This window comes from Acidimicrobiia bacterium, assembly GCA_041394025.1.
Taxonomy (GTDB): domain Bacteria; phylum Actinomycetota; class Acidimicrobiia; order IMCC26256; family JAOSJL01; genus JAOSJL01.
The window spans coordinates 22,539-40,834 of record JAWKJA010000004.1 but is presented as its reverse complement, the minus strand read 5'-3'; the positions used below and the strand labels follow the sequence as shown (position 1 = coordinate 40,834).

Here is an 18,296-nt window from a genome sequence, read left to right as displayed (position 1 = left end):
CGGAACGCGGTGTGCGCCGCCGCATTCCCGACCCGAGCACTCGAAAAGGGAGACAGTGATGGAGGAGCTCAGCGCCGACGCCGTCAAGGTGATCGTCGACAACGTCTTCGTCCTCGTGGCGGCCGTCCTGGTCATCTTCATGCAGGCCGGTTTCGCGATGGTGGAGACCGGACTCACACGTGGCCGCGACGCGGCCAACATCGTGATGAAGAACATGATGGACTTCTGCATCGGGGCGTTGATCTACTTCGCCTTCGGGTACGCCCTCATGTTCGGAGTGGGGAACGGCTGGATCGGCTACCACAACTTCTTCCTGGGGGATGCCGCCGAGGTCGGGACACTGAGCCCCGCCACGTTCTTCCTCTTCCAGACGGCGTTCGCCGCCACGGCAGCGACGATCGTGTCGGGAGCGATGGCCGGACGGACGAAGTTCAAGGCCTACATCGGCTACACGGTGTTCATCTCGGGCCTCATCTACCCGATCTTCGGACACTGGATGTGGGGCGGCGGATGGCTCGCCGAGCGGCAGTTCCTCGACTTCGCCGGGTCGACGGTGGTGCACGCCACCGGTGCGTGGGCGGCACTCGTCGGGGCGGTCCTCGTCGGGCCCCGGCTCGGTAAGTTCGGCCCGGACGGCAGGCCCCGGGCCATCCCCGGCCACTCCGTGCCGTTCGCGATCCTCGGAACGTTCATCCTGCTCGTCGGTTGGTACGGCTTCAACCCCGGCTCCCAGCTGGCGGCCGACTTCCCGATCGTCGCCGACGTGGCGGTGACCACGACGCTCGCGGCGGCTGCCGGTGGTGTCATGGCGATGATCGCGACCTGGGTGCTCCAGAAGAAGCCCGACGTGTCGATGTCCGCCAACGGCGTCCTCGCCGGCCTGGTCGCCATCACCGCGGGATGCGTGTTCGTCCACCCGTGGGCGGCCGTCGTCATCGGCGGTCTCGCCGGGCTGGTGGTCGTCGCCTCGGTCCGGTTCTTCGACCGGGTGCGTGTCGACGACCCCGTCGGTGCCATCTCGGTGCACGGGACCTGCGGGGTTCTCGGCACCCTGGCCGTGGGGATCTTCGCCGCCCCCGACCTCATCCAGGCCGCCGGGCTCGGCGGGAGCGAAGGCCTCCTCTACGGAGGCGGTCTCACCCAACTCGGGCGCCAGGCGCTCGGGTCGGCGAGCAACTTCGTGTGGGTGATCGCCACCTCCGCCGTCGTCTTCGGGGTGCTGAAGGCCACGATCGGCCTGCGCGTGTCCGAGGAGGAGGAGATAAGCGGCCTCGACGTCGCCGAGCACGGTGTGGCGGGCTACGGCGAGCACGTCATCGTCGGCTCCGGTGGGCAGCTCACGGGTGTGGGGTCCGCCCCCGCCGCGACGGTGGAGCGGCCCACCGCTCCGGTCGGCTGACCGCAGACGCGAGAGACGGAGAGAGGACACACACATGCAGAAGCTCGTCACGGCGATCGTGAAGCCGCACAAGCTCGAGGACGTCAAGGCGGCGCTCCAGAGCCTGGACCTGTCTGGCATGACCGTGAGCGAGGTGCAGGGTCACGGCCGCCAGCGGGGACACACCGAGGTCTACCGGGGAGCCGAGTACACCGTGGACTTCGTGCCCAAGGTGCGCGTCGAAGTGCTCGTGGCCGCCGGTCAGGAGATCGGTGTCGTCGACGCCGTCGTCACGTCGGCCCAGACCGGCAGGATCGGCGACGGCAAGATCTGGGTCACCTCGGTCGACGAGGTGGTGCGGATCCGCACCGGCGAGTCGGGCACCGACGCCCTGTGATCCCCAGTGACGCACTCCTACCGGGGCTCGGCCCTGGACGTGAGCCACGCACCGGCCACGACCAGGGCCGCTCCCGCGACCGAAACCGGCTCGAGGTGCTCGCCGAGCACGACGACGCCGAGGAAGAGCGCCACGGGTGGCACGAAGTAGATCGACACCGAGCCGCGCGAGGCGCCCACCCGGCCCACGAGCGTCGTGACCGCCACGAGTGCGAGGCCGGTTCCGAGCACCCCGAGCGGGACCATGGCGGCCAGGGAGAGCCCACCGGCGTGGGAGCCGGGGATGCTCGCCAGCCCGAGCGGGGTCACGACGATCAGCGCCACGATCTGCGCCCGGAGCAGCACGGGAATCGAGCCGTAGCGTTGCTGGAGGGGTACGGCGAGGTTGGTGGCCAGGCCGTAGAGCGCCACGGCGACGACGATGAGGAGGACGCCGAGGGTTCCGGAGTCGGCTCCGCGAAGCGACGGCCAGGTGACGGCCACCACGCCGACGAACCCGATGAGCAGGCCCCACCGCTGGACGGGCCCGGGAAGACGCCGGAGGAGAAGTGACGCCACCACAGCGCTGAACAGGGGAGTCGCCCCCGTGATCATCCCGGCCACCGACGAGTCGACCCACTGCTGGGCCACGGGGAAGATCACGAAGGGGATCGCCATCCACACCATCCCGAGCAACGCGATGCGGGGAAGGTCGTGACGATCGACGGCGACGTGCCGGGCGGACGGGAACAGGGCGAGCGTGGCGGTGCCGAGGAGCAGCCGCAGGAAGGTGATGAGCCCCGGCTCGAGAGCCTGGAGGCCCTCCGACATGAACAGGAACGACGATCCGAACATGCCGGCCGTGGCGGCGAGAAGCCCCCACTCGACGGTTCCGAACGCCCCGGCGTGCGTACCCTCGGCCGTACTGACGAGTCGAGAGGACCGTCCACTCCCGGGCGTGCTCACAGGTCGCACTCGAGGGGCACGGTGCAGACCGGGTGGTCGACCACGGCGGCACCGTCCCGGAAGCCCATCGAGCGGTAGAGGGCGATGGCGCCCGTGCGGTAGGGAACGACGTCGAGGATCATGCGCCGGTAGCCGTGGGAGCGTGCCCACTCGCGTGACGAGTCGATGAGGGCGCGGGCGACACCGCCTCCCCGGTGGGACGGCGCGACGTAGAGCCGGTTCATCTCGCAGGTGACGGCGAGATCCGCGCTCCCGGTGGCCGACGGGTGCGTGTGTGCCTCGTCGACCGGCGTGATCCCGACACAGCCGACGACGCCCGGGGGCCCGCTCGTCGACTCGGCGATCAGCAGCACGCAGTCGTCGGGCGCGTACGCCGACACCGGATCGAGGACGTCGGGCATGATCCCGCGCAGGAAGTCGTCGACCTCGGCCCGCGTGGACCCGGCGGCCTCGTCACGTGCTTCGAGCATCTCGACAGCCGTGGTGTCGAGGTAGTCGCCGAGGACCCGCCGTGCGGCGGCGAGATCGAGGGCGTCGCCCGGGTCGAGCGGGCGGACGGTGACCGGCGGGCGCATCGGCCGATCCTGCCAGAGCGCGTCCATGCGCACCCGATGCATTTCGGGGGCCGTCGGCTTCGTTTCCCCGGTCAAATGGCGCGAACCGGGCACGGACGGGTGGGATCGGCCCGGTCGCGCCCGCGCACGGGCCTACCGGTGAGTAGTGTTCCGGACCGCATACGAACAGCCGCGGCCACGGGGGCGACCTCTGGGGGGAGCGCGGTGGGACAGCAACCATCCACTGCCTGGGGGGCAGCATCAATGAGAAAGCATCTTTGGGTACGACTGTTCGCAGTCGTCGCCGTGATCGGCCTGGTGGCCGCGGCGTGCGACAGCGACTCCGACGACGACTCCGGTGACGACTCGTCGACCACCGAGGCACCCGACGACACCGGCGGCGGTGAGACGGGCGCTCTCACCTACGGCAAGCTGTTGCCCGAGACGGGCGACCTCTCGGCGATCATCGGCGCGCTGAGCACGCCGGTCGACATCGCCACCGAGGAGATCAACGCCGCGGGTGGTGTGAACGGCGAGGACGTCGAGGTCATCTCCCAGGACTCCGGCACCGACCCCGACATCGCATCGGCAGCCGCCGACCAGCTCCTGGCCGACGACGTCGACGTGATCATCGGTGCGGCCGCCTCCGGCGTGAGCCTCGCCATCGTCGACAAGGTCACGAGCGAGGGCGTCGTGATGTGCTCCGGGTCGAACACCTCGGCCGAGCTCACCGACGTCGACGACAACGGTGGCTTCTACTTCCGCACCGCTCCGCCCGACAAGCTCCAAGGCCCGGCCATGTCGGAGCTCCTGGCATCGGACGGCATCACGAACATCGTGATCATCGCCCGCAACGACTCCTACGGTGTCGGCTTCTCCGACGCCATCACGGACTCCTTCGAGGCAGCGGGCGGTACGGTCACCGACCAGATCGCCTACGACCCCGAGGGCACGAACTTCGACGCCGAGGCGACGCAGGTGACCGAAGCCATCTCGAACGGGGCCGAGGCCGTCGTGCTGATCGGCTTCAACGACGACGGTGGTCTGGTCGAACAGGCGCTGATCCAGGCGGGAGCCGGCCCGGCCGACATCCCGACCTACATGGCCGACGGGTCGAAGGGCAGTTCGTTCTTCGAGGCTGTCGACCCGAACAACCCCGCGGTGCTCGTGGGCGTGCGTGGAACCGCACCGGCCGCGGCTCCTGCCGGCGCCGACCACCCGTTCGAGGCGGTCTACGCCGAGACGGGTGAGGACACGATCTTCTCGTCGTACTTCTACGACTGCGTGATCCTCACGGCACTCGCAGCCCAGTCGGCCGGGTCCAACGACCCGTCCGCCATCAAGGACGCCATTCCCGACGTCCTCACGGGCGACAACGCCTGCAAGGAGTTCGCCGAGTGCAAGCAGTTCCTCGAGGACGGGGAGACGATCAACTACGACGGCGCCTCCGGGCCGCTCGACTTCTCCGACGTGGGTGAGCCACAGCGTGGCGCCTACGACGTGTGGATGTACGACGACACCGGTGCCGACGTGAACGTCGAGGGCGTCGACCAGATCGTCATCGACGAGTCGGGCGGCGACGAGTAGTCGACTCCTGACGATCAGAAGTACCGAGTGCGAGCGGGGCCCGGGCGACCGGGCCCCGTCTCGGCACGCCTCAGTTCTGGGTTCAGTCGGTGGTGGCGAGGGTGCCGAGGTAGAGCTCGATGACCTTGGGGTCGTTGAGCAGGTCTCTGCCGGTGCCGGTGTGGGCGTTGGTGCCCTGGTCGAGCACGTAGCCGCGATCGGCGATCGTGAGGCACCGCCGGGCGTTCTGTTCCACCATCACCACCGTCGTCCCGGTGGCGTTGATGGAGGCGATGCGGTCGAACACGTCGTTTTGCATCGCGGGTGACAGGCCGGCCGAGGGCTCGTCGAGGAGCAGCACCGACGGCTCGGTCATGAGAGCGCGGGCCATGGCGAGGCGCTGGCGCTCCCCTCCCGAGAGCGACCCCGCCCGCTGACCACGCCGCTCCGCCAGGATCGGGAAGTGTTCCGTGAGCTCCTCGACGCGCCGCTTGAAGGCGTGGGGAGCGAGGAAGCACCCCATGCGGAGGTTGTCCTCGACGGTGAGCGTCGCAAAGACGTTGGCGCTCTGGGGTACGTAGCCCACACCGTGGTTCACCAGCTCGTGGGGTGCCAGGCTCGTGATGTCCTCGTCGCGCAGCGTCACGGTGCCGGAGCGGACGGCGACGAGCCCGAAGAGGGCCTTGAGCAGCGTCGACTTCCCCGCGCCGTTGGGCCCGATGATGCCGACGAGCTCGCCGTCGGCGGCCTCGAGCGAGCACTTCCGGAGGATGTCGACCCCGGGGAGGTACCCCGCGACGAGGTCGTGTGCTGCGATCACGGGCGGGGTCATGGACCGTCTTCCTTCCCGGGCTCCTCGACGAGGCTCGGCTCACCGTGGTCGCGGCCCAGGTAGGCGTCGATGACCGCGGGGTCGGCGGCGACATCGCGTGGTTCACCCTCGGCGATGACCCGGCCCTCGGCCATGCACACGACCCAGTCGCTGATCGACATCACGACGTCCATGTCGTGCTCGACGAACAGCACCGTGCGACCGGCGTCACGGATGTCCGTGATTCGGTGGAGAAGCGTCTGGGTGAGCGCCGGGTTCACGCCGGCGGTCGGCTCGTCGAGCATGACGAGCGACGGCTCGGCCATGATCGTGCGCGCCAGCTCCAGGAGTTTTCGCTGACCGCCCGAGAGCGTGCCGGCCAGGTCGTCGGCCTTGTCGGTCATGCCGATGGCGTCGAGCAGTTCCCGCGCGCGTTCCTCGATCTCGGCTTCCCGACCGTGCCAGAGCGGAGCCACGAGCGCGGTGAAGAACCTCTCGCCGTTCTGGTGGCCGGCGGCGATCTTGAGGTTGTCGAGCACCGACATGAGAGGAAGCGCCTTGGTGAGCTGGAACGTCCGCACCATGCCCTCGCGTGCCACCTGGTACGCGAACTTCTTGTCGATGCGCTTCCCGTTGAACGACCACCGCCCGGCGTCGGCTCTGTCGAAGCCCGTCAGCAGGTTGAACAGCGTGGTCTTGCCTGCTCCGTTGGGGCCGATGAGCGCCGTGATGGCGCCACGCTGGATCTCGAGATGCTCGACGTCGACAGCGTGGAGGCCACCGAAGGTGCGGCGTACTCCGTCGACGACGAGGATCGGGTCGGGCTTCGGGGCTCCCGGTGTCGGGCTCATCGCTGGTCACCCAGCAGGGTTTCCTCGCGGCTTCCCAGGATCCCCTGCGGACGGTAGATCATCAGCAGCATCAGGCCGAGGCCCACGAGGGCGAAGCGCACCGCGCCGATGTCAGTGGGATCCAGCAGGCTGATCACCGGCCAGTCGGCTTTGATGGCCTCACGCAGGAACTTGTCGGTGAACTCGAGGAGGAACCAGAAGATCATGCTGCCCAGGATCGGGCCGAAGATCCTCCCGGGACCTCCGAGGATGATGATGGTGTAGGCGAAGAAGGTGACGACGGCGTCCCAGAACTCGGGGGCGGTGAACTGCGCGTCGACGGCGATCAGCGTTCCGGCGAGAGCCCCCATCACGCCACCGACCACGAGGCTCTGGAGCTTGTAGGAGAAGACGTTCTTGCCCATGGCCCGGGCGGTGTCCTCGTCGGATCGGATGGCGTTGAGGACACGGCCCCACGGGCTGCGGATCAGGAGCCACACCAGCAGTGACGCCAGCGCCACCGCGCCCCACCCGACCAGCATGACCCAGAGCGTGCGACTCGAGAAGGTGATCTCCCAGAACCCGTAGCGACCGCTCGGTATCGGGTTGAGGTCGTAGAAGGCGTCGGCGAAGCCCTTGATGCCGAACGCCCCGCCGCTGAACCACTCCAGCTGGCGGGACCGTGCGACCAGTCGCAGGATCTCGGCCATGGAGATCGTCACGATGGCGAGGTACTCGGCACGCAGGCGCAGGGTGGGAAGGCCCATGATGAGGCCGAGCACGACCGCTGCGGCGACACCCACGAGCACGGCGAGCCCGAGCGGCAGCCCGGCGTCGGCGGTGATGGCCGTGCCGTAGGCACCCACGAGCATGAACCCGACCTGCCCGTAGTTGAGCAGGCCGGTGTAGCCGTAGTGGAGGTTCAGTCCGACCGATGTGAGGGCGTACGCCGCGGCCTGGACGCCGATGGCGGTGCGCACGGCGTCGGCGAAGATCCCCCCGAAGTCCATCAGAGCCCCACCGGCCGGCTCATCCGATTCTCTCCCGGACTCCCAGGATCCCCTGCGGGCGGACGATGAGCACGAGGATCAGCGCCGCCAGCGCGAAGACGACCTTGAAATCGGTGGGGAACCAGTAGGTCGAGACCTCCGAGACGACACCGACGAGGATCCCCCCGAGCATGGCGCCATAGGCGGAGCCCAGGCCGCCGAGGATCACCGCGGCGAACATCACGAGGAGGAGCCGGAAGCCCATGTCCCACTGCACCGATTCCGTGAGACCCAGCAGGACACCTCCGAGCGCGGCGAGGGCGCCGCACGCGATCCACACCACGAGGATGACGCGTTCCACGTCGATTCCCGACGCCTCCGACAGGTCGCGGTTGTCGGACACGGCACGGATGGCGGTTCCCGTGCGCGTCTTCTGGAGGAGCACCCCCACCGCCAGGAGCGCGACCGTCCCGATCACGATGATGGCGAGATCCTTGGGGGTCACCTCGACGATCCCGAGATCCCACGCGCGCTGGACCGTGTAGTCGAGATACGGGCGTGGCTGCCCCGTGAAGATCACGAGGTAGATGTGGCGCAGGAACAGCGACAGCCCGATCGACACCACCATCGCCGCGACGGGGCCGGTGTGGCGCCGCCGCAGCGGCCGCCAGAGCCCGAGGTCGGTGACCCCGCTGAAGAGTGCTCCCGCCACGACCGCCACGGCACCGGCGATGATGATCTGGAGGCCCGGCCCCCCGCTCGCCGCGTTGAGCCACCAGGCGACGAGTGCGCCGAAGGTGACGAGGGCGCCCTGCGCGAAGTTCACGAGGCCCGTCGTGCCGAACACGAGCGTGAGGCCCACGCCCGCCACCGCGATGATGAGGCCGAGGCGGAGCCCGGCGACGAACCGGTTGAGGAAGCGCTCGAGAATCGACGGGGAGCCCGTCGCCGTCCCCTCGCCGATGGCGAAGAGCACGGCTCTCTCCTGGCCCGGCCGGATGAGGACGCCCGTGAGGGTGGCGCGCTCGGGATCGCGCAGGCCCACGCCCTCGGGCAGCGACTCCTCGTCGAGGGTCACCTGGTAGGTGGCGGCGCCGGGTACCTCGACACGGAAGGTGCCGTCGTCGGCGGTCTCGGTCTCCTCGATCAGGTCGCCGTCGAGCTCGACGACGATGACGACGCCCTCGAGGGGATCGCCGTTCTCGTCCTTGATCGTGCCGAAGATGGCCTCGCCGGGCTCGGCCCCCTCGGAGGGGGGCGCCGACTCGGCACCGGGGGGTTCGGTCGTCTCCTGCGCGCCGGCGGGTGCGGTGCCGCCGGGGATCAGGCCGGGGAGGGTCCCGGAGAGCGCGGCCGCCACGAGGAGCACCCCCACGGCGATGCGAATCCTTCCCCCCACGCGTGCTCCCGCCCCGCTGCCCGACCCCGCTGGAACGTGGGGAGTGTAGGTGGATCGCCGAGGCGGCGCCGCACGGCGCCCTCGGGCGGGGCGGGCCCCGACGCCTGAGAATCAGCGGATTTCGGGCGATGCCGGGAATGATCCCCACCCCCTAGAAGTTGATACGATGACACTCAAGGTTTTTCACTACGCTGACGAAACCCGTTTTCGACCCGTTTCGACGACACAAGGAGCACCAGGCACATGGCCAAAGCAGTCGGTATCGACCTCGGAACCACCAACTCCGTCGTGTCCGCCATGGAGGGCGGGGAGCCCACCGTCATCCCCAACGCCGAGGGCGCCCGCACCACCCCGTCGGTGGTGGCGTTCTCCAAGACCGGCGAGGTCCTCGTCGGCGAGGTGGCCAAGCGCCAGGCGATCACCAACCCGGAGCGGACCGTCCGGTCGGTCAAGCGCCACATCGGGCGCGACTGGAGCATCGACATCGACGGCAAGGACTACAACGCGCAGGAGATCTCCGCGCGCATCCTCCAGAAGCTCAAGCGCGACGCCGAGTCCTACCTGGGCGACACCGTGACCGAAGCGGTCATCACCGTGCCGGCGTACTTCGACGACGCGCAGCGCCAGGCCACGAAGGAGGCCGGCCAGATCGCGGGCCTCGAGGTGCTGCGGATCATCAACGAGCCCACGGCGGCCTCTCTCGCGTACGGCCTCGACAAGAGCGAGGGCAGCGACGAGACGATCCTCGTGTTCGACCTCGGAGGCGGGACGTTCGACGTGTCACTGCTCGAGCTCGGCGACGGTGTCTTCGAGGTGAAGGCCACGGCCGGGAACTCCAGCCTCGGCGGTGACGACTGGGACGAGCGCGTCATCGAGTGGATGGTCACGGAGTTCAAGAACACCGAGGGCGTCGACCTGTCGAACGACAAGATGGCCGGCCAGCGACTCAAGGAGGCGGCCGAGAAGGCCAAGATCGAGCTGTCGACCCTCCAGGAGACGTCGATCAACCTGCCGTTCATCACGGCCACCGCCGACGGCCCCAAGCACCTGGAGCTCACGCTGTCGCGCTCCAAGTTCCAGGACCTCACCGCCGACCTGCTCGACGCCTGCAAGGGACCGTTCGAGCAGGCCATCAAGGACGCCGGTATCGACACGTCCGCCATCGACGACGTGATCCTCGTGGGTGGCTCCACGCGCATGCCCGCCGTGGCCGAGCTCGTGCAGAGCCTCACGGGCAAGGAGGCGCACAAGGGTGTCAACCCCGACGAGGTCGTCGCCATCGGCGCCTCGGTCCAGGCAGGCGTGCTCAAGGGCGACGTGAAGGACGTGCTCCTCCTCGACGTCACGCCGCTGTCGCTGGGCATCGAGACCCAGGGCGGCGTCATGACGCGCCAGATCGAGCGCAACACGACGATCCCCACCAAGAGCACCGAGGTGTTCACCACCGCGGCCGACAACCAGCCGAGTGTCGAGATCAAGGTGCTCCAGGGCGAGAGCGAGATGGCGGACCGTAACAAGACGCTGGGGACCTTCCAGCTCGTCGGTCTGCCGCCCGCCCCTCGCGGGGTGCCCCAGATCGAGGTCACCTTCGACATCGACGCCAACGGCATCGTGCACGTGTCGGCCAAGGACCTCGGCACCGGCAAGGAGCAGGCGATGACCATCACGGGCGGCACGGCGCTCGCCGACGAGGACATCGACGAGATGATCAAGAAGGCCGAGGAGCACGCCGAGGAGGACGCCAAGCGACGCGAGGCGGCCGAGACGCGCAACAACGCCGACCAGCTCGTCTACCAGACCGAGAAGCTGCTCACCGAGAACGCCGACAAGGTGTCCGACGAGGACCGCTCGTCCATCGAGGGGCCGCTGTCCACGCTCAAGGAGGCGCTGGCGGGCGACGACGTCGACGCCATCAAGGAGGCGCACCAGGCCCTGGTGGGGGCGCAGCAGGAGTTCTCGCAGCGCCTCTACGCCGCCACGTCCGCCCAGCAGCAGGCAGGTGCAGCCCAGGACGGAGCGTCCGCGGGCGGTGAGGCGCCGCCCGACGACGACGAGGTGGCCGACGCCGAGATCGTCGACGACGGCGGGGACGACGCCTGATGCCGCAGCGGCAGGAGCCGACGCCCGTCGACGACCCGCCCGCATCCGACGAGGAGGGCGACAGCGTCGTCGACGGTGGGGTCGTCGAGGGTGGGGTCGCCGAGGACCGTGTCGGCAACGACGCCGTCGCGAGGCAGCCCTCCGCGGACGACGACGTCACGGACGCCGTCGAGCGCGAGCGCGACGAGCTTCTCGAGCAGGTGCGGCGCGTCCAGGCCGACTTCGAGAACTACCGCAAGCGCACCCGACGCGAGCAGGCCGAGCGCGCCGCCCGTGCCACGGAGGGTCTCGTGGAGGAGCTGCTGCCCGTCCTCGACAACTTCGAGCTCGCGCTCGTGGGTATGGAGGACACCTCCGAGGTGGAGAACGTCCGCAAGGGCGTCGAGCTCGTGTTCGCGGAGTTCCTCGGCGCCCTCGAGAAGGCAGGCCTCGAGCGGATCGTCGCCGAGGGCGCGGAGTTCGACCCCACCGAGCACGAGGCCGTCATGACGGTGGAGGTCGATGATCCGGGCGAGCCGGGCGCCACGAAGGTCGTCGAGACCGTCCGCACCGGCTACAAGCTCAAGGGCCGCGTCGTACGCCCGGCGATGGTCAAGGTGGCCCGCTGACGAAGCGTTCTCACACCCCGACCCCGGAGAGCCGACCTGACGAGAGGAGGACAGCGTGACACCCAAGCGTGAGTGGTTCGAGAAGGACTACTACGCCGACCTCGGCGTGTCGTCGAGCGCGTCCTCCGACGAGATCTCCAAGGCCTACCGCAAGCTCGCCAAGGAGAACCACCCCGACGCCAACCAGGGCGACGCCGCGGCCGAGGAGAGGTTCAAGGACATCTCGGCCGCCTACGAGGTCCTCGGTGACGCCGAGAAGAAGAAGGAGTACGACGAGGTCCGCGAGATGGTGGCGTCGGGCATCGGTCCCGACGGCATGGGCGGCTTCGGTCAGCCCGGCGGCGGGGGATTCGGGGGTTTCGGGGGTGCCCAGGGCGCCGACCTCGGCGACATCCTCGGCCAGATGTTCGGTGGCGGCGGTCGCTCGCGTCGTGGCGGCGGCACCGCCGGGCCGCGCCGGGGCCAGGATCTGGAGACGGAGCTCACGCTCGACTTCGCCGATGCCGTGCGCGGCGTGGAGACGTCCGTGTCGTTCACGGCCGACGCCACGTGCTCGGTGTGCCACGGAACCGGTGCCGCGCCCGGAACCGTTCCCGAGGCGTGCTCTCAGTGCGGGGGCACCGGGCACATCGCTGTCGACCAGGGACCGTTCTCGTTCTCCGAGATGTGCCCCGCGTGCGGAGGCGCCGGCCGGATCGTCCGCGACCCGTGCACCCACTGTCGCGGCCACGGTGTCGAGCGCCGCCCGCGCACCGTCAAGGTGCGGATTCCCGCCGGCGTCACGAACGGCCAGCGCATCCGCGTGAAGGGTCGTGGGGGTGCCGGTGCCAACGGGGGCCCCGCCGGCGACCTCTACGTCGTCGTCCACGTGAAGCCGCACGCGTTCCTGGGTCGCTCCGGGAAGAAGGACCTCAGCGTCGCTGTTCCGGTCACCTACGCCGAGGCGGCCCTGGGCGCCACCGTGAAGGTCCCCACCCTCGACGAGCCCGTGTCGGTGAAGATCAAGCCCGGCACGGCGAGCGGAGCGGTGCAGCGGATCCGCGGCAGGGGCGTGAAGCCGAAGAAGGGCAAGGCGGGCGATCTGCTGGTGACGTTCACGGTCGACGTTCCGAAGAAGATGGGCAAGCAGGAGCGGCAGGCCGTGGAGGCCCTGGCCGAGACGATGGACGAGAATCCGCGCGCGGATCTGGGTGTGTGAGGAGGCGATCGTGTCGTCCACAGAAGAGAACGACCGGGCTCTCTACGTGATCTCCGTGGCAGCCGACCTGGCGGGGCTGCACCCGCAGACGCTGCGGCTCTACGAGCGCAAGGGCCTCATCGAGCCCGAGCGCACCGGAGGCCGCAGCCGTCGTTACTCCGACGCCGACGTCGCGCTCCTGGCGAGGATCCAGGAGCTCACGTCCGAGGGCCTCAACCTGGCCGGCGTGCAGCGTGTCCTCCAGCTCGAGGAGGAGCTCGCGGCCGTGAAGCAACGCGTCGCCGAACTCAGACGCCGGCTGAGAGACGTGCAGCGTGAGGCCGCCGAGGAGATCGAGAGTGTTCACCGCAGCTACCGACGGGACCTCGTGCCCGTGAACCGCACCCGGCTCCCGATCCGTCGCGGCGCGGGGAGGAGGATGGTCTGATGCCCCTGGATCCCAACAGGTTCACCCGCAAGACACAGGAGGCACTCGGCGCCGCCCAGGCGCTCGCGCGCGAGCGCAACAACTCGCAGGTCACGCCGATGCACCTCCTCGTCGCGCTCCTCGGGCAGCCCGAGGGCATCGTCCTGCCGGTCCTGGAGCGCATCGGTGTGTCGCCCAAGTCGGCGATCGACGCCGCCGACGAGGCACTCGGGAAGCTCCCGTCCGTGTACGGCGCCACGCAGGACCCGGCGCTGGAACGCCCGACCTACGAGGTCCTCGAAGCGGCCGACGACGAGCGTGGTGAGCTGGGCGACGACTATCTCTCCACCGAGCACCTCCTCCTCGCGATGACCGAGGTCGCCGGCGGCGTGGGAGACCTCCTGCGCGGGCTCGGCATCACGCACGACGCGGTTCTGGAGGCCCTGAAGGACGTGCGCGGGAGCCACCGCGTCACGTCGGAGAACCCCGAGGAGTCGTTCCAGGCCCTCGAGAAGTACAGCACCGACCTCACCGAGCTGGCGCGCCAGAACAAGATCGACCCGGTCATCGGCCGTGACGACGAGATCCGACGCGTGATCCAGGTGCTCTCGCGCCGCACCAAGAACAACCCGGTCCTCATCGGTGAGCCCGGCGTCGGCAAGACGGCGATTGTGGAGGGTCTCGCCCGCCGGATCGTGGAGGGTGACGTTCCCGAGGGGCTTCGCAACAAGCGCCTCGTGAGCCTCGACGTGGGCTCGATGGTGGCGGGAGCCAAGTACCGCGGTGAGTTCGAGGAGCGCTTCAAGGCCGTCCTCAAGGAGATCGCCGACGCCGAGGGCGAGATCGTCAGCTTCATCGACGAGCTCCACACCATCGTCGGCGCGGGCGGTGCCGAGGGTGCGGTCGACGCGGGCAACATGATCAAGCCGATGCTGGCGCGCGGTGAGCTGCGGATGATCGGGGCCACCACGCTCGACGAGTACCGCCAGCACATCGAGAAGGACGCCGCTCTCGAGCGCCGGTTCCAGCAGGTCTACGTCGGTGAGCCGTCGGTGGAGGACACGATCGCGATCCTCCGAGGCCTCAAGGAGCGCTACGAGGTCCACCACGGTGTGCGCATCCAGGACGCCGCCGTCGTGGCGGCGGCGATGCTGTCGGACCGCTACGTGAGCGGCCGCCAGCTGCCCGACAAGGCGATCGACCTCGTCGACGAGGCGGCGTCGCGCCTTCGGATCGAGATCGACTCCATGCCCATCGAGATCGACGTCGTGGAGCGCAGGATCCGCCAGCTCGAGATCGAGAAGACAGCGCTCCAGAAGGAGACCGACGACGCCTCGAAGGAGCGTCTCGCCACCCTCGAGTCGGAGCTGGCGGAGCTCGCCGAGGAGCGCACCGCGATGGTCGCCCACTGGGAGAACGAGCGCGCCGCGATCAACGAGATCCGCGAGCTCAAGGAGCGCCTCGAGCAGACCCGCGGCGACGCCGAGAAGGCGGAGCGGGAGGGGAACCTCGAGCAGGCCGCCGAGCTGCGCTACAGCGTCATGCGCGAGCTGGAGGCCGAGGTCGAGAAGAAGACGGCCGCGCTGGCGGAGCTCCAGTCCGACCGCACGATGCTCAAGGAGGAGGTCGACGACCAGGACGTCGCCGAGATCGTGGCGCGCTGGACCGGGGTTCCCGTCTCGCGCCTCATGGAGGGCGAGGTGGAGAAGCTCGTGCGTATGGAGGACGTGCTGCACGAGCGTGTCATCGGCCAGGATGTCGCCGCGTCCGCCGTGTCGAACGCCATCCGGCGCAGCCGGGCGGGCCTGTCGGATCCCAACCGCCCCATCGGGTCGTTCATGTTCCTCGGGCCCACGGGTGTCGGCAAGACCGAGTTGGCACGCACGCTGGCCGACTTCCTCTTCGACGACGAGCACGCCATGGTGCGCGTCGACATGAGCGAGTACATGGAGAAGCACTCCGTCTCGCGTCTCGTCGGCGCGCCTCCCGGGTACGTCGGCTACGACGAGGGCGGCCAGCTCACCGAGGCGGTCCGGCGCCGCCCCTACTCGGTCGTCCTCCTCGACGAGATCGAGAAGGCCAGCCAGGATGTGCTCAACGTTCTGCTCCAGCTCATGGACGACGGGCGCCTCACCGACGGCCAGGGCCGCACGGTCGATTTCACCAACACGGTCCTGATCATGACGAGCAACCTCGGCGCCGGCGGCACCGAGGAGCAGGTGATGGGGGCGGTGCGGAGCCACTTCAAGCCGGAGTTCATCAACCGGGTCGACGAGATCGTCGTGTTCACGTCGCTGAGCGAGGACGACATTGCCCGAATCGTCGACATCCAGGTCGACCAGCTCCGGGGCCGCCTCGGTGAGCGGGGGATCTCGCTCGAGCTGTCCGACGCCGCACGGGCACACATCGCCCGTGTGGGCTACGACCCCGACTTCGGCGCACGGCCCTTGAAACGAGTCATCCAGAAGGAGCTGGCCGACCCCGTCGCCCTGGCACTTCTCCAAGGCGACTACCGGGAGGGCGACACGGTCGTCGTCGACGCCGGCAGCGACGGCGAGCTCGTTTTCGAGGGAAGCGCCGCCACCGCCTCCTGAGGTGCAAGGATGCGGGGGTGAGCGACGCCCAGGAGACCCTCGAGAAGGCGCGCGACAAGGGCCCCCGGTGGCGGCGCATCGTGACGGTCGTGCTCGTCGTCGTGGGCACACTGTCGCTGCTCGGCGCAAACCTCATGATCTACGTGCGGCGCACCGTCCTCGAGACGAACTCATTCGTCGACACGCTCGCACCGCTGAGCTCGGACACCGACGTCACGACCGCCCTCGCCGAGCGCCTCACGGTCACGATCTCGGAGGCCATCGGCGCCCGGGAGCTCGTGCAGGACGGCCTGCCCGACAACCTGGCCTTCCTGGCCGGTCCGATCACGACGAGTGTGGAGGACTTCGTGGCCGAGCAGGTGCAGAGCGTCCTCAGCTCCGACGAGTTCGCGAGGATCTGGCGTAGAGCGCTCATCATCGTCCACGAGCAGGCCACGGCGGTCCTGAACGACGACAAGGAGTTCCTGAAGACGAGCGACGGGAAGGTCGTGCTCGACCTCACGTCGGTGGTCGACACGGTCGCCCAGAAGCTGAATGACGCCGGACTCGAGCTCCCCGACTCGGCCAAGGGGACGATCGAGGACAAGCTCGGCCCGGACGTGGGCATGATCACGCTCTACAGCAGCGACCAGTTGCGTGAGCTCCAGGACGCCGTCGACCTCCTCAACAAGGTGGCACAGGTCCTCTACGTCCTGACGATCGTCGCCTTCGCCGGGGCGGTGGTCGCCGCGGTTCGCCGCCGCCGCACGATCATGGCCATCGGCGCGGCGTCGCTCGGCGTCATGGTCGTGACGCTGATCGCACTCTCGGTCGCCCGGGGCTTCATCGTGGACTCGGTGGATGCCGACCTCCAGCGCCGCGCCGCCGGAGAGGTCTTCAACACGATCGCTCGTGGTCTTCTCAACCAGACCTACGTCCTCATCATCGTGGCGCTGGCGTTGTTCGTCGGTGGCCTGGTGATGGGGCCGTACCGGTGGGCGACGTGGCTCCGGCGGGTCGTCGACGGGTGGATCGACGCGATCCCGCTCGGGCGTAGCCCCTCGAGCGGTGCCGTCGGGACCGTGCGCACGAGTCTCAGCAGTCACCGTTCCGTGTGGATGGGCTCAGGGGTCGTGGCATCACTCGTGTTCCTGATCCTGTGGCCACGTCCGACCCCACTGGTGCTGGGCCTCGTCGCTCTCCCGCTGGTCGTGTACCTCGTTGTCGTCTCCGTCTTCGCCCAGGACGAAGCCGTTCCGTCCGAGGACGTCGGTTCCGCGGGGTGAAGGAGCAGCTCGAGGCCGTCGAGCGGTGGTTCGTCAGCAGAGGCCTTCCCCACTTCATCGCCGACTACAGCGCGTCGCGTGATGTGTTCACCCGCGCCCTGCCGGTGCTCGTGTTCCTCTTCTTCGCCCAGATCGTCAACGGCATCAACCTCGAGGGCGACTGGCCGATCTGGCTGAACGTCGTCGCCGTCGTCGGCACGACAGCGTTGTTCATCGCCGCGTGGGCGGTGCTCAACCGTCTCCAGGGTCGTCCGGCGTTCCGCCGCCCCGACCGCGTCGGCATACCCGAGCTGAGCGTGTTCGTCGTCGTACCGGCGATCCCACCCCTGCTCTTCGGGGTCCACGAGGGCGAGGCACTGACCGTCCTGATCGGGAACCTGCTGCTGCTCGGCGTTGTGTACCTGTTCGCGAGCTACGCCGTGGGTCGGCTCGTCGGGTGGGGCTTCCGGCAGCTGTGGCGCCAGCTCGGAGACGTGCTCGCCCTGGTCGTGCGGGCGCTGCCGCTGCTGCTGCTCGTGGTGACCTTCATGTTCCTCAACGCCGAGATCTGGGCCGTCGCCGCGGACCTCGACGGTTTGTTCTACTGGCTCGTGATCCTTCTCTTCCTCGGGCTGGCGACGCTCTTCGCCGTGCTGCGGCTTCCCCGCGACGTCGGGGAGCTGGCGACCTTCGACACGTGGGAGGTGGTGGCGGACCGGGTCAACGGCACTCCCGCGGAGCCGCTCGTCGGGCTCCACCAGGGTCCCCACGTCGCGGCACCGCCGCTCCGTCGTCGCGAGTGGGGCAATGTGGGCCTGTCGGTGCTGTTCACCGAGGCGATCCAGGTCGGCCTGGTGGCGCTCGGGATGTTCCTCTTCCTCATGGTCTTCGGCGTGCTCACCGTCACCCCGTCGATCCAGACGCTCTGGACGGGGCTCAACGGCGACGACCTGAAGGTCATCGGCGACGTGGAGCTCGCCGGGCGCGACGTCGTGCTCACGTGGGAGCTCCTCAAGGTCTCGTCGTTCCTCGCTGCGTTCTCGTGCCTCTACTTCACCGTCTACCTCCTGACCGACCCCACCTACCGCCGGGAGTTCCTCGCCGAGCTCCTCGACGAGTTCCGGGCGGCGTTCGCCGTGCGGGCCGTGTACCGGGAGGCCGTGTCCGACGCCGACTCTGGTAACCTCTGATCAACGTGAGCGCCGACGCGTCCGCGTACCCCGCGAAGTCCCCCCTCCCGGCCCGACCGGGCCCCGCACATCTCCCACATCTGGTGGC

16 protein-coding genes are annotated in these 18,296 nt (G+C 69.0%); 10 read left to right on the top strand and 6 right to left on the bottom strand.

Going from position 1 to position 18,296, the window contains the following annotated elements; translation table 11 throughout:
• The first annotated feature begins 58 nt into the window (after positions 1–58).
• Entirely contained in the window at positions 59–1,399 is a 1,341-nt protein-coding gene (gene amt, locus R3A49_11650; GenBank protein MEZ5171385.1) for an ammonium transporter, read from the top strand.
• 34 nt (positions 1,400–1,433) lie between these two features.
• Positions 1,434–1,775 carry a P-II family nitrogen regulator gene (locus tag R3A49_11645; protein ID MEZ5171384.1) on the top strand — a complete coding sequence of 114 codons (342 nt, stop codon included), beginning with the start codon at positions 1,434–1,436 and terminating at the stop codon, positions 1,773–1,775.
• Between the two features lie 17 nt (positions 1,776–1,792).
• On the opposite strand, the gene R3A49_11640 is transcribed toward R3A49_11645, so the two are convergent.
• Both R3A49_11640 and R3A49_11635 read right to left on the bottom strand, forming a co-directional pair.
• Positions 1,793–2,719: a DMT family transporter gene (locus tag R3A49_11640; GenBank protein MEZ5171383.1), complete on the bottom strand. Its 927-nt coding sequence runs from the start codon at positions 2,717–2,719 to the stop codon at positions 1,793–1,795.
• The gene (locus R3A49_11635; protein MEZ5171382.1) at positions 2,716–3,294 is read right to left on the bottom strand and encodes a GNAT family N-acetyltransferase; all 579 of its coding nucleotides are present in this window, start codon (positions 3,292–3,294) and stop codon (positions 2,716–2,718) included. Before R3A49_11635 ends, R3A49_11640 begins: the two co-directional genes overlap by 4 nt.
• Positions 3,295–3,537: 243 nt before the next feature.
• Here R3A49_11635 and R3A49_11630 point away from each other — a divergent pair, with 243 nt between their 5' ends.
• Positions 3,538–4,860, top strand: a complete 1,323-nt coding sequence (locus R3A49_11630) for an ABC transporter substrate-binding protein (protein MEZ5171381.1) — start codon at positions 3,538–3,540, stop codon at positions 4,858–4,860.
• Between the two features lie 82 nt (positions 4,861–4,942).
• On the opposite strand, the gene R3A49_11625 is transcribed toward R3A49_11630, so the two are convergent.
• The 4 genes from R3A49_11625 to R3A49_11610 are packed head-to-tail and all read right to left on the bottom strand — an operon-like array spanning position 4,943 to position 8,868.
• Positions 4,943–5,671: an ABC transporter ATP-binding protein gene (locus tag R3A49_11625; GenBank protein MEZ5171380.1), complete on the bottom strand. Its 729-nt coding sequence runs from the start codon at positions 5,669–5,671 to the stop codon at positions 4,943–4,945.
• Positions 5,668–6,501: an ABC transporter ATP-binding protein gene (locus R3A49_11620; GenBank protein MEZ5171379.1), complete on the bottom strand. Its 834-nt coding sequence runs from the start codon at positions 6,499–6,501 to the stop codon at positions 5,668–5,670. The genes R3A49_11625 and R3A49_11620 overlap by 4 nt, the downstream gene beginning before the upstream one ends.
• Complete coding sequence (locus R3A49_11615; GenBank protein ID MEZ5171378.1) at positions 6,498–7,490, bottom strand: branched-chain amino acid ABC transporter permease; 993 nt, start codon at positions 7,488–7,490, stop codon at positions 6,498–6,500. The genes R3A49_11620 and R3A49_11615 overlap by 4 nt, the downstream gene beginning before the upstream one ends.
• Before the next feature lie 19 nt (positions 7,491–7,509).
• Positions 7,510–8,868 carry a branched-chain amino acid ABC transporter permease gene (locus R3A49_11610; protein ID MEZ5171377.1) on the bottom strand — a complete coding sequence of 453 codons (1,359 nt, stop codon included), beginning with the start codon at positions 8,866–8,868 and terminating at the stop codon, positions 7,510–7,512.
• A 243-nt stretch (positions 8,869–9,111) separates the two neighbouring features.
• Here R3A49_11610 and dnaK point away from each other — a divergent pair, with 243 nt between their 5' ends.
• Genes dnaK through R3A49_11575 form a run of 7 tightly spaced genes read left to right on the top strand, consistent with a single transcriptional unit; the run spans position 9,112 to position 18,208 of the window.
• Entirely contained in the window at positions 9,112–10,968 is a 1,857-nt protein-coding gene (gene dnaK, locus R3A49_11605) for a molecular chaperone DnaK (GenBank protein ID MEZ5171376.1), read from the top strand.
• Entirely contained in the window at positions 10,968–11,576 is a 609-nt protein-coding gene (grpE, locus tag R3A49_11600) for a nucleotide exchange factor GrpE (protein MEZ5171375.1), read from the top strand. The genes dnaK and grpE overlap by 1 nt, the downstream gene beginning before the upstream one ends.
• Positions 11,577–11,631: 55 nt before the next feature.
• Complete coding sequence (gene dnaJ / locus R3A49_11595) at positions 11,632–12,774, top strand: molecular chaperone DnaJ (GenBank protein ID MEZ5171374.1); 1,143 nt, start codon at positions 11,632–11,634, stop codon at positions 12,772–12,774.
• Between the two features lie 10 nt (positions 12,775–12,784).
• Positions 12,785–13,201, top strand: a complete 417-nt coding sequence (locus R3A49_11590; GenBank protein MEZ5171373.1) for a MerR family transcriptional regulator — start codon at positions 12,785–12,787, stop codon at positions 13,199–13,201.
• Positions 13,201–15,774 carry an ATP-dependent chaperone ClpB gene (gene clpB, locus R3A49_11585; GenBank protein ID MEZ5171372.1) on the top strand — a complete coding sequence of 858 codons (2,574 nt, stop codon included), beginning with the start codon at positions 13,201–13,203 and terminating at the stop codon, positions 15,772–15,774. The genes R3A49_11590 and clpB overlap by 1 nt, the downstream gene beginning before the upstream one ends.
• 17 nt (positions 15,775–15,791) lie before the next feature.
• Positions 15,792–17,039, top strand: a complete 1,248-nt coding sequence (locus R3A49_11580; protein ID MEZ5171371.1) for a hypothetical protein — start codon at positions 15,792–15,794, stop codon at positions 17,037–17,039.
• Positions 17,036–18,208, top strand: coding sequence for a hypothetical protein (locus R3A49_11575; protein ID MEZ5171370.1), 1,173 nt, complete (start codon positions 17,036–17,038; stop codon positions 18,206–18,208). Before R3A49_11580 ends, R3A49_11575 begins: the two co-directional genes overlap by 4 nt.
• Positions 18,209–18,296: the final 88 nt, after the last annotated feature.

What these genes read in the sequence shown, in the direction of transcription:
- R3A49_11625 (MEZ5171380.1), bottom strand. Translation starts at nt 5,671, where the DNA reads ATGACCCCGCCCGTGATCGCAGCACACGACCTCGTCGCGGGGTACCTC.
- R3A49_11630 (MEZ5171381.1), top strand. Translation starts at nt 3,538, where the DNA reads ATGAGAAAGCATCTTTGGGTACGACTGTTCGCAGTCGTCGCCGTGATC.
- R3A49_11615 (MEZ5171378.1), bottom strand. Translation starts at nt 7,490, where the DNA reads ATGGACTTCGGGGGGATCTTCGCCGACGCCGTGCGCACCGCCATCGGC.
- clpB (MEZ5171372.1), top strand. Translation starts at nt 13,201, where the DNA reads ATGCCCCTGGATCCCAACAGGTTCACCCGCAAGACACAGGAGGCACTC.
- grpE (MEZ5171375.1), top strand. Translation starts at nt 10,968, where the DNA reads ATGCCGCAGCGGCAGGAGCCGACGCCCGTCGACGACCCGCCCGCATCC.
- R3A49_11635 (MEZ5171382.1), bottom strand. Translation starts at nt 3,294, where the DNA reads ATGCGCCCGCCGGTCACCGTCCGCCCGCTCGACCCGGGCGACGCCCTC.
- R3A49_11645 (MEZ5171384.1), top strand. Translation starts at nt 1,434, where the DNA reads ATGCAGAAGCTCGTCACGGCGATCGTGAAGCCGCACAAGCTCGAGGAC.
- dnaK (MEZ5171376.1), top strand. Translation starts at nt 9,112, where the DNA reads ATGGCCAAAGCAGTCGGTATCGACCTCGGAACCACCAACTCCGTCGTG.
- R3A49_11620 (MEZ5171379.1), bottom strand. Translation starts at nt 6,501, where the DNA reads ATGAGCCCGACACCGGGAGCCCCGAAGCCCGACCCGATCCTCGTCGTC.
- amt (MEZ5171385.1), top strand. Translation starts at nt 59, where the DNA reads ATGGAGGAGCTCAGCGCCGACGCCGTCAAGGTGATCGTCGACAACGTC.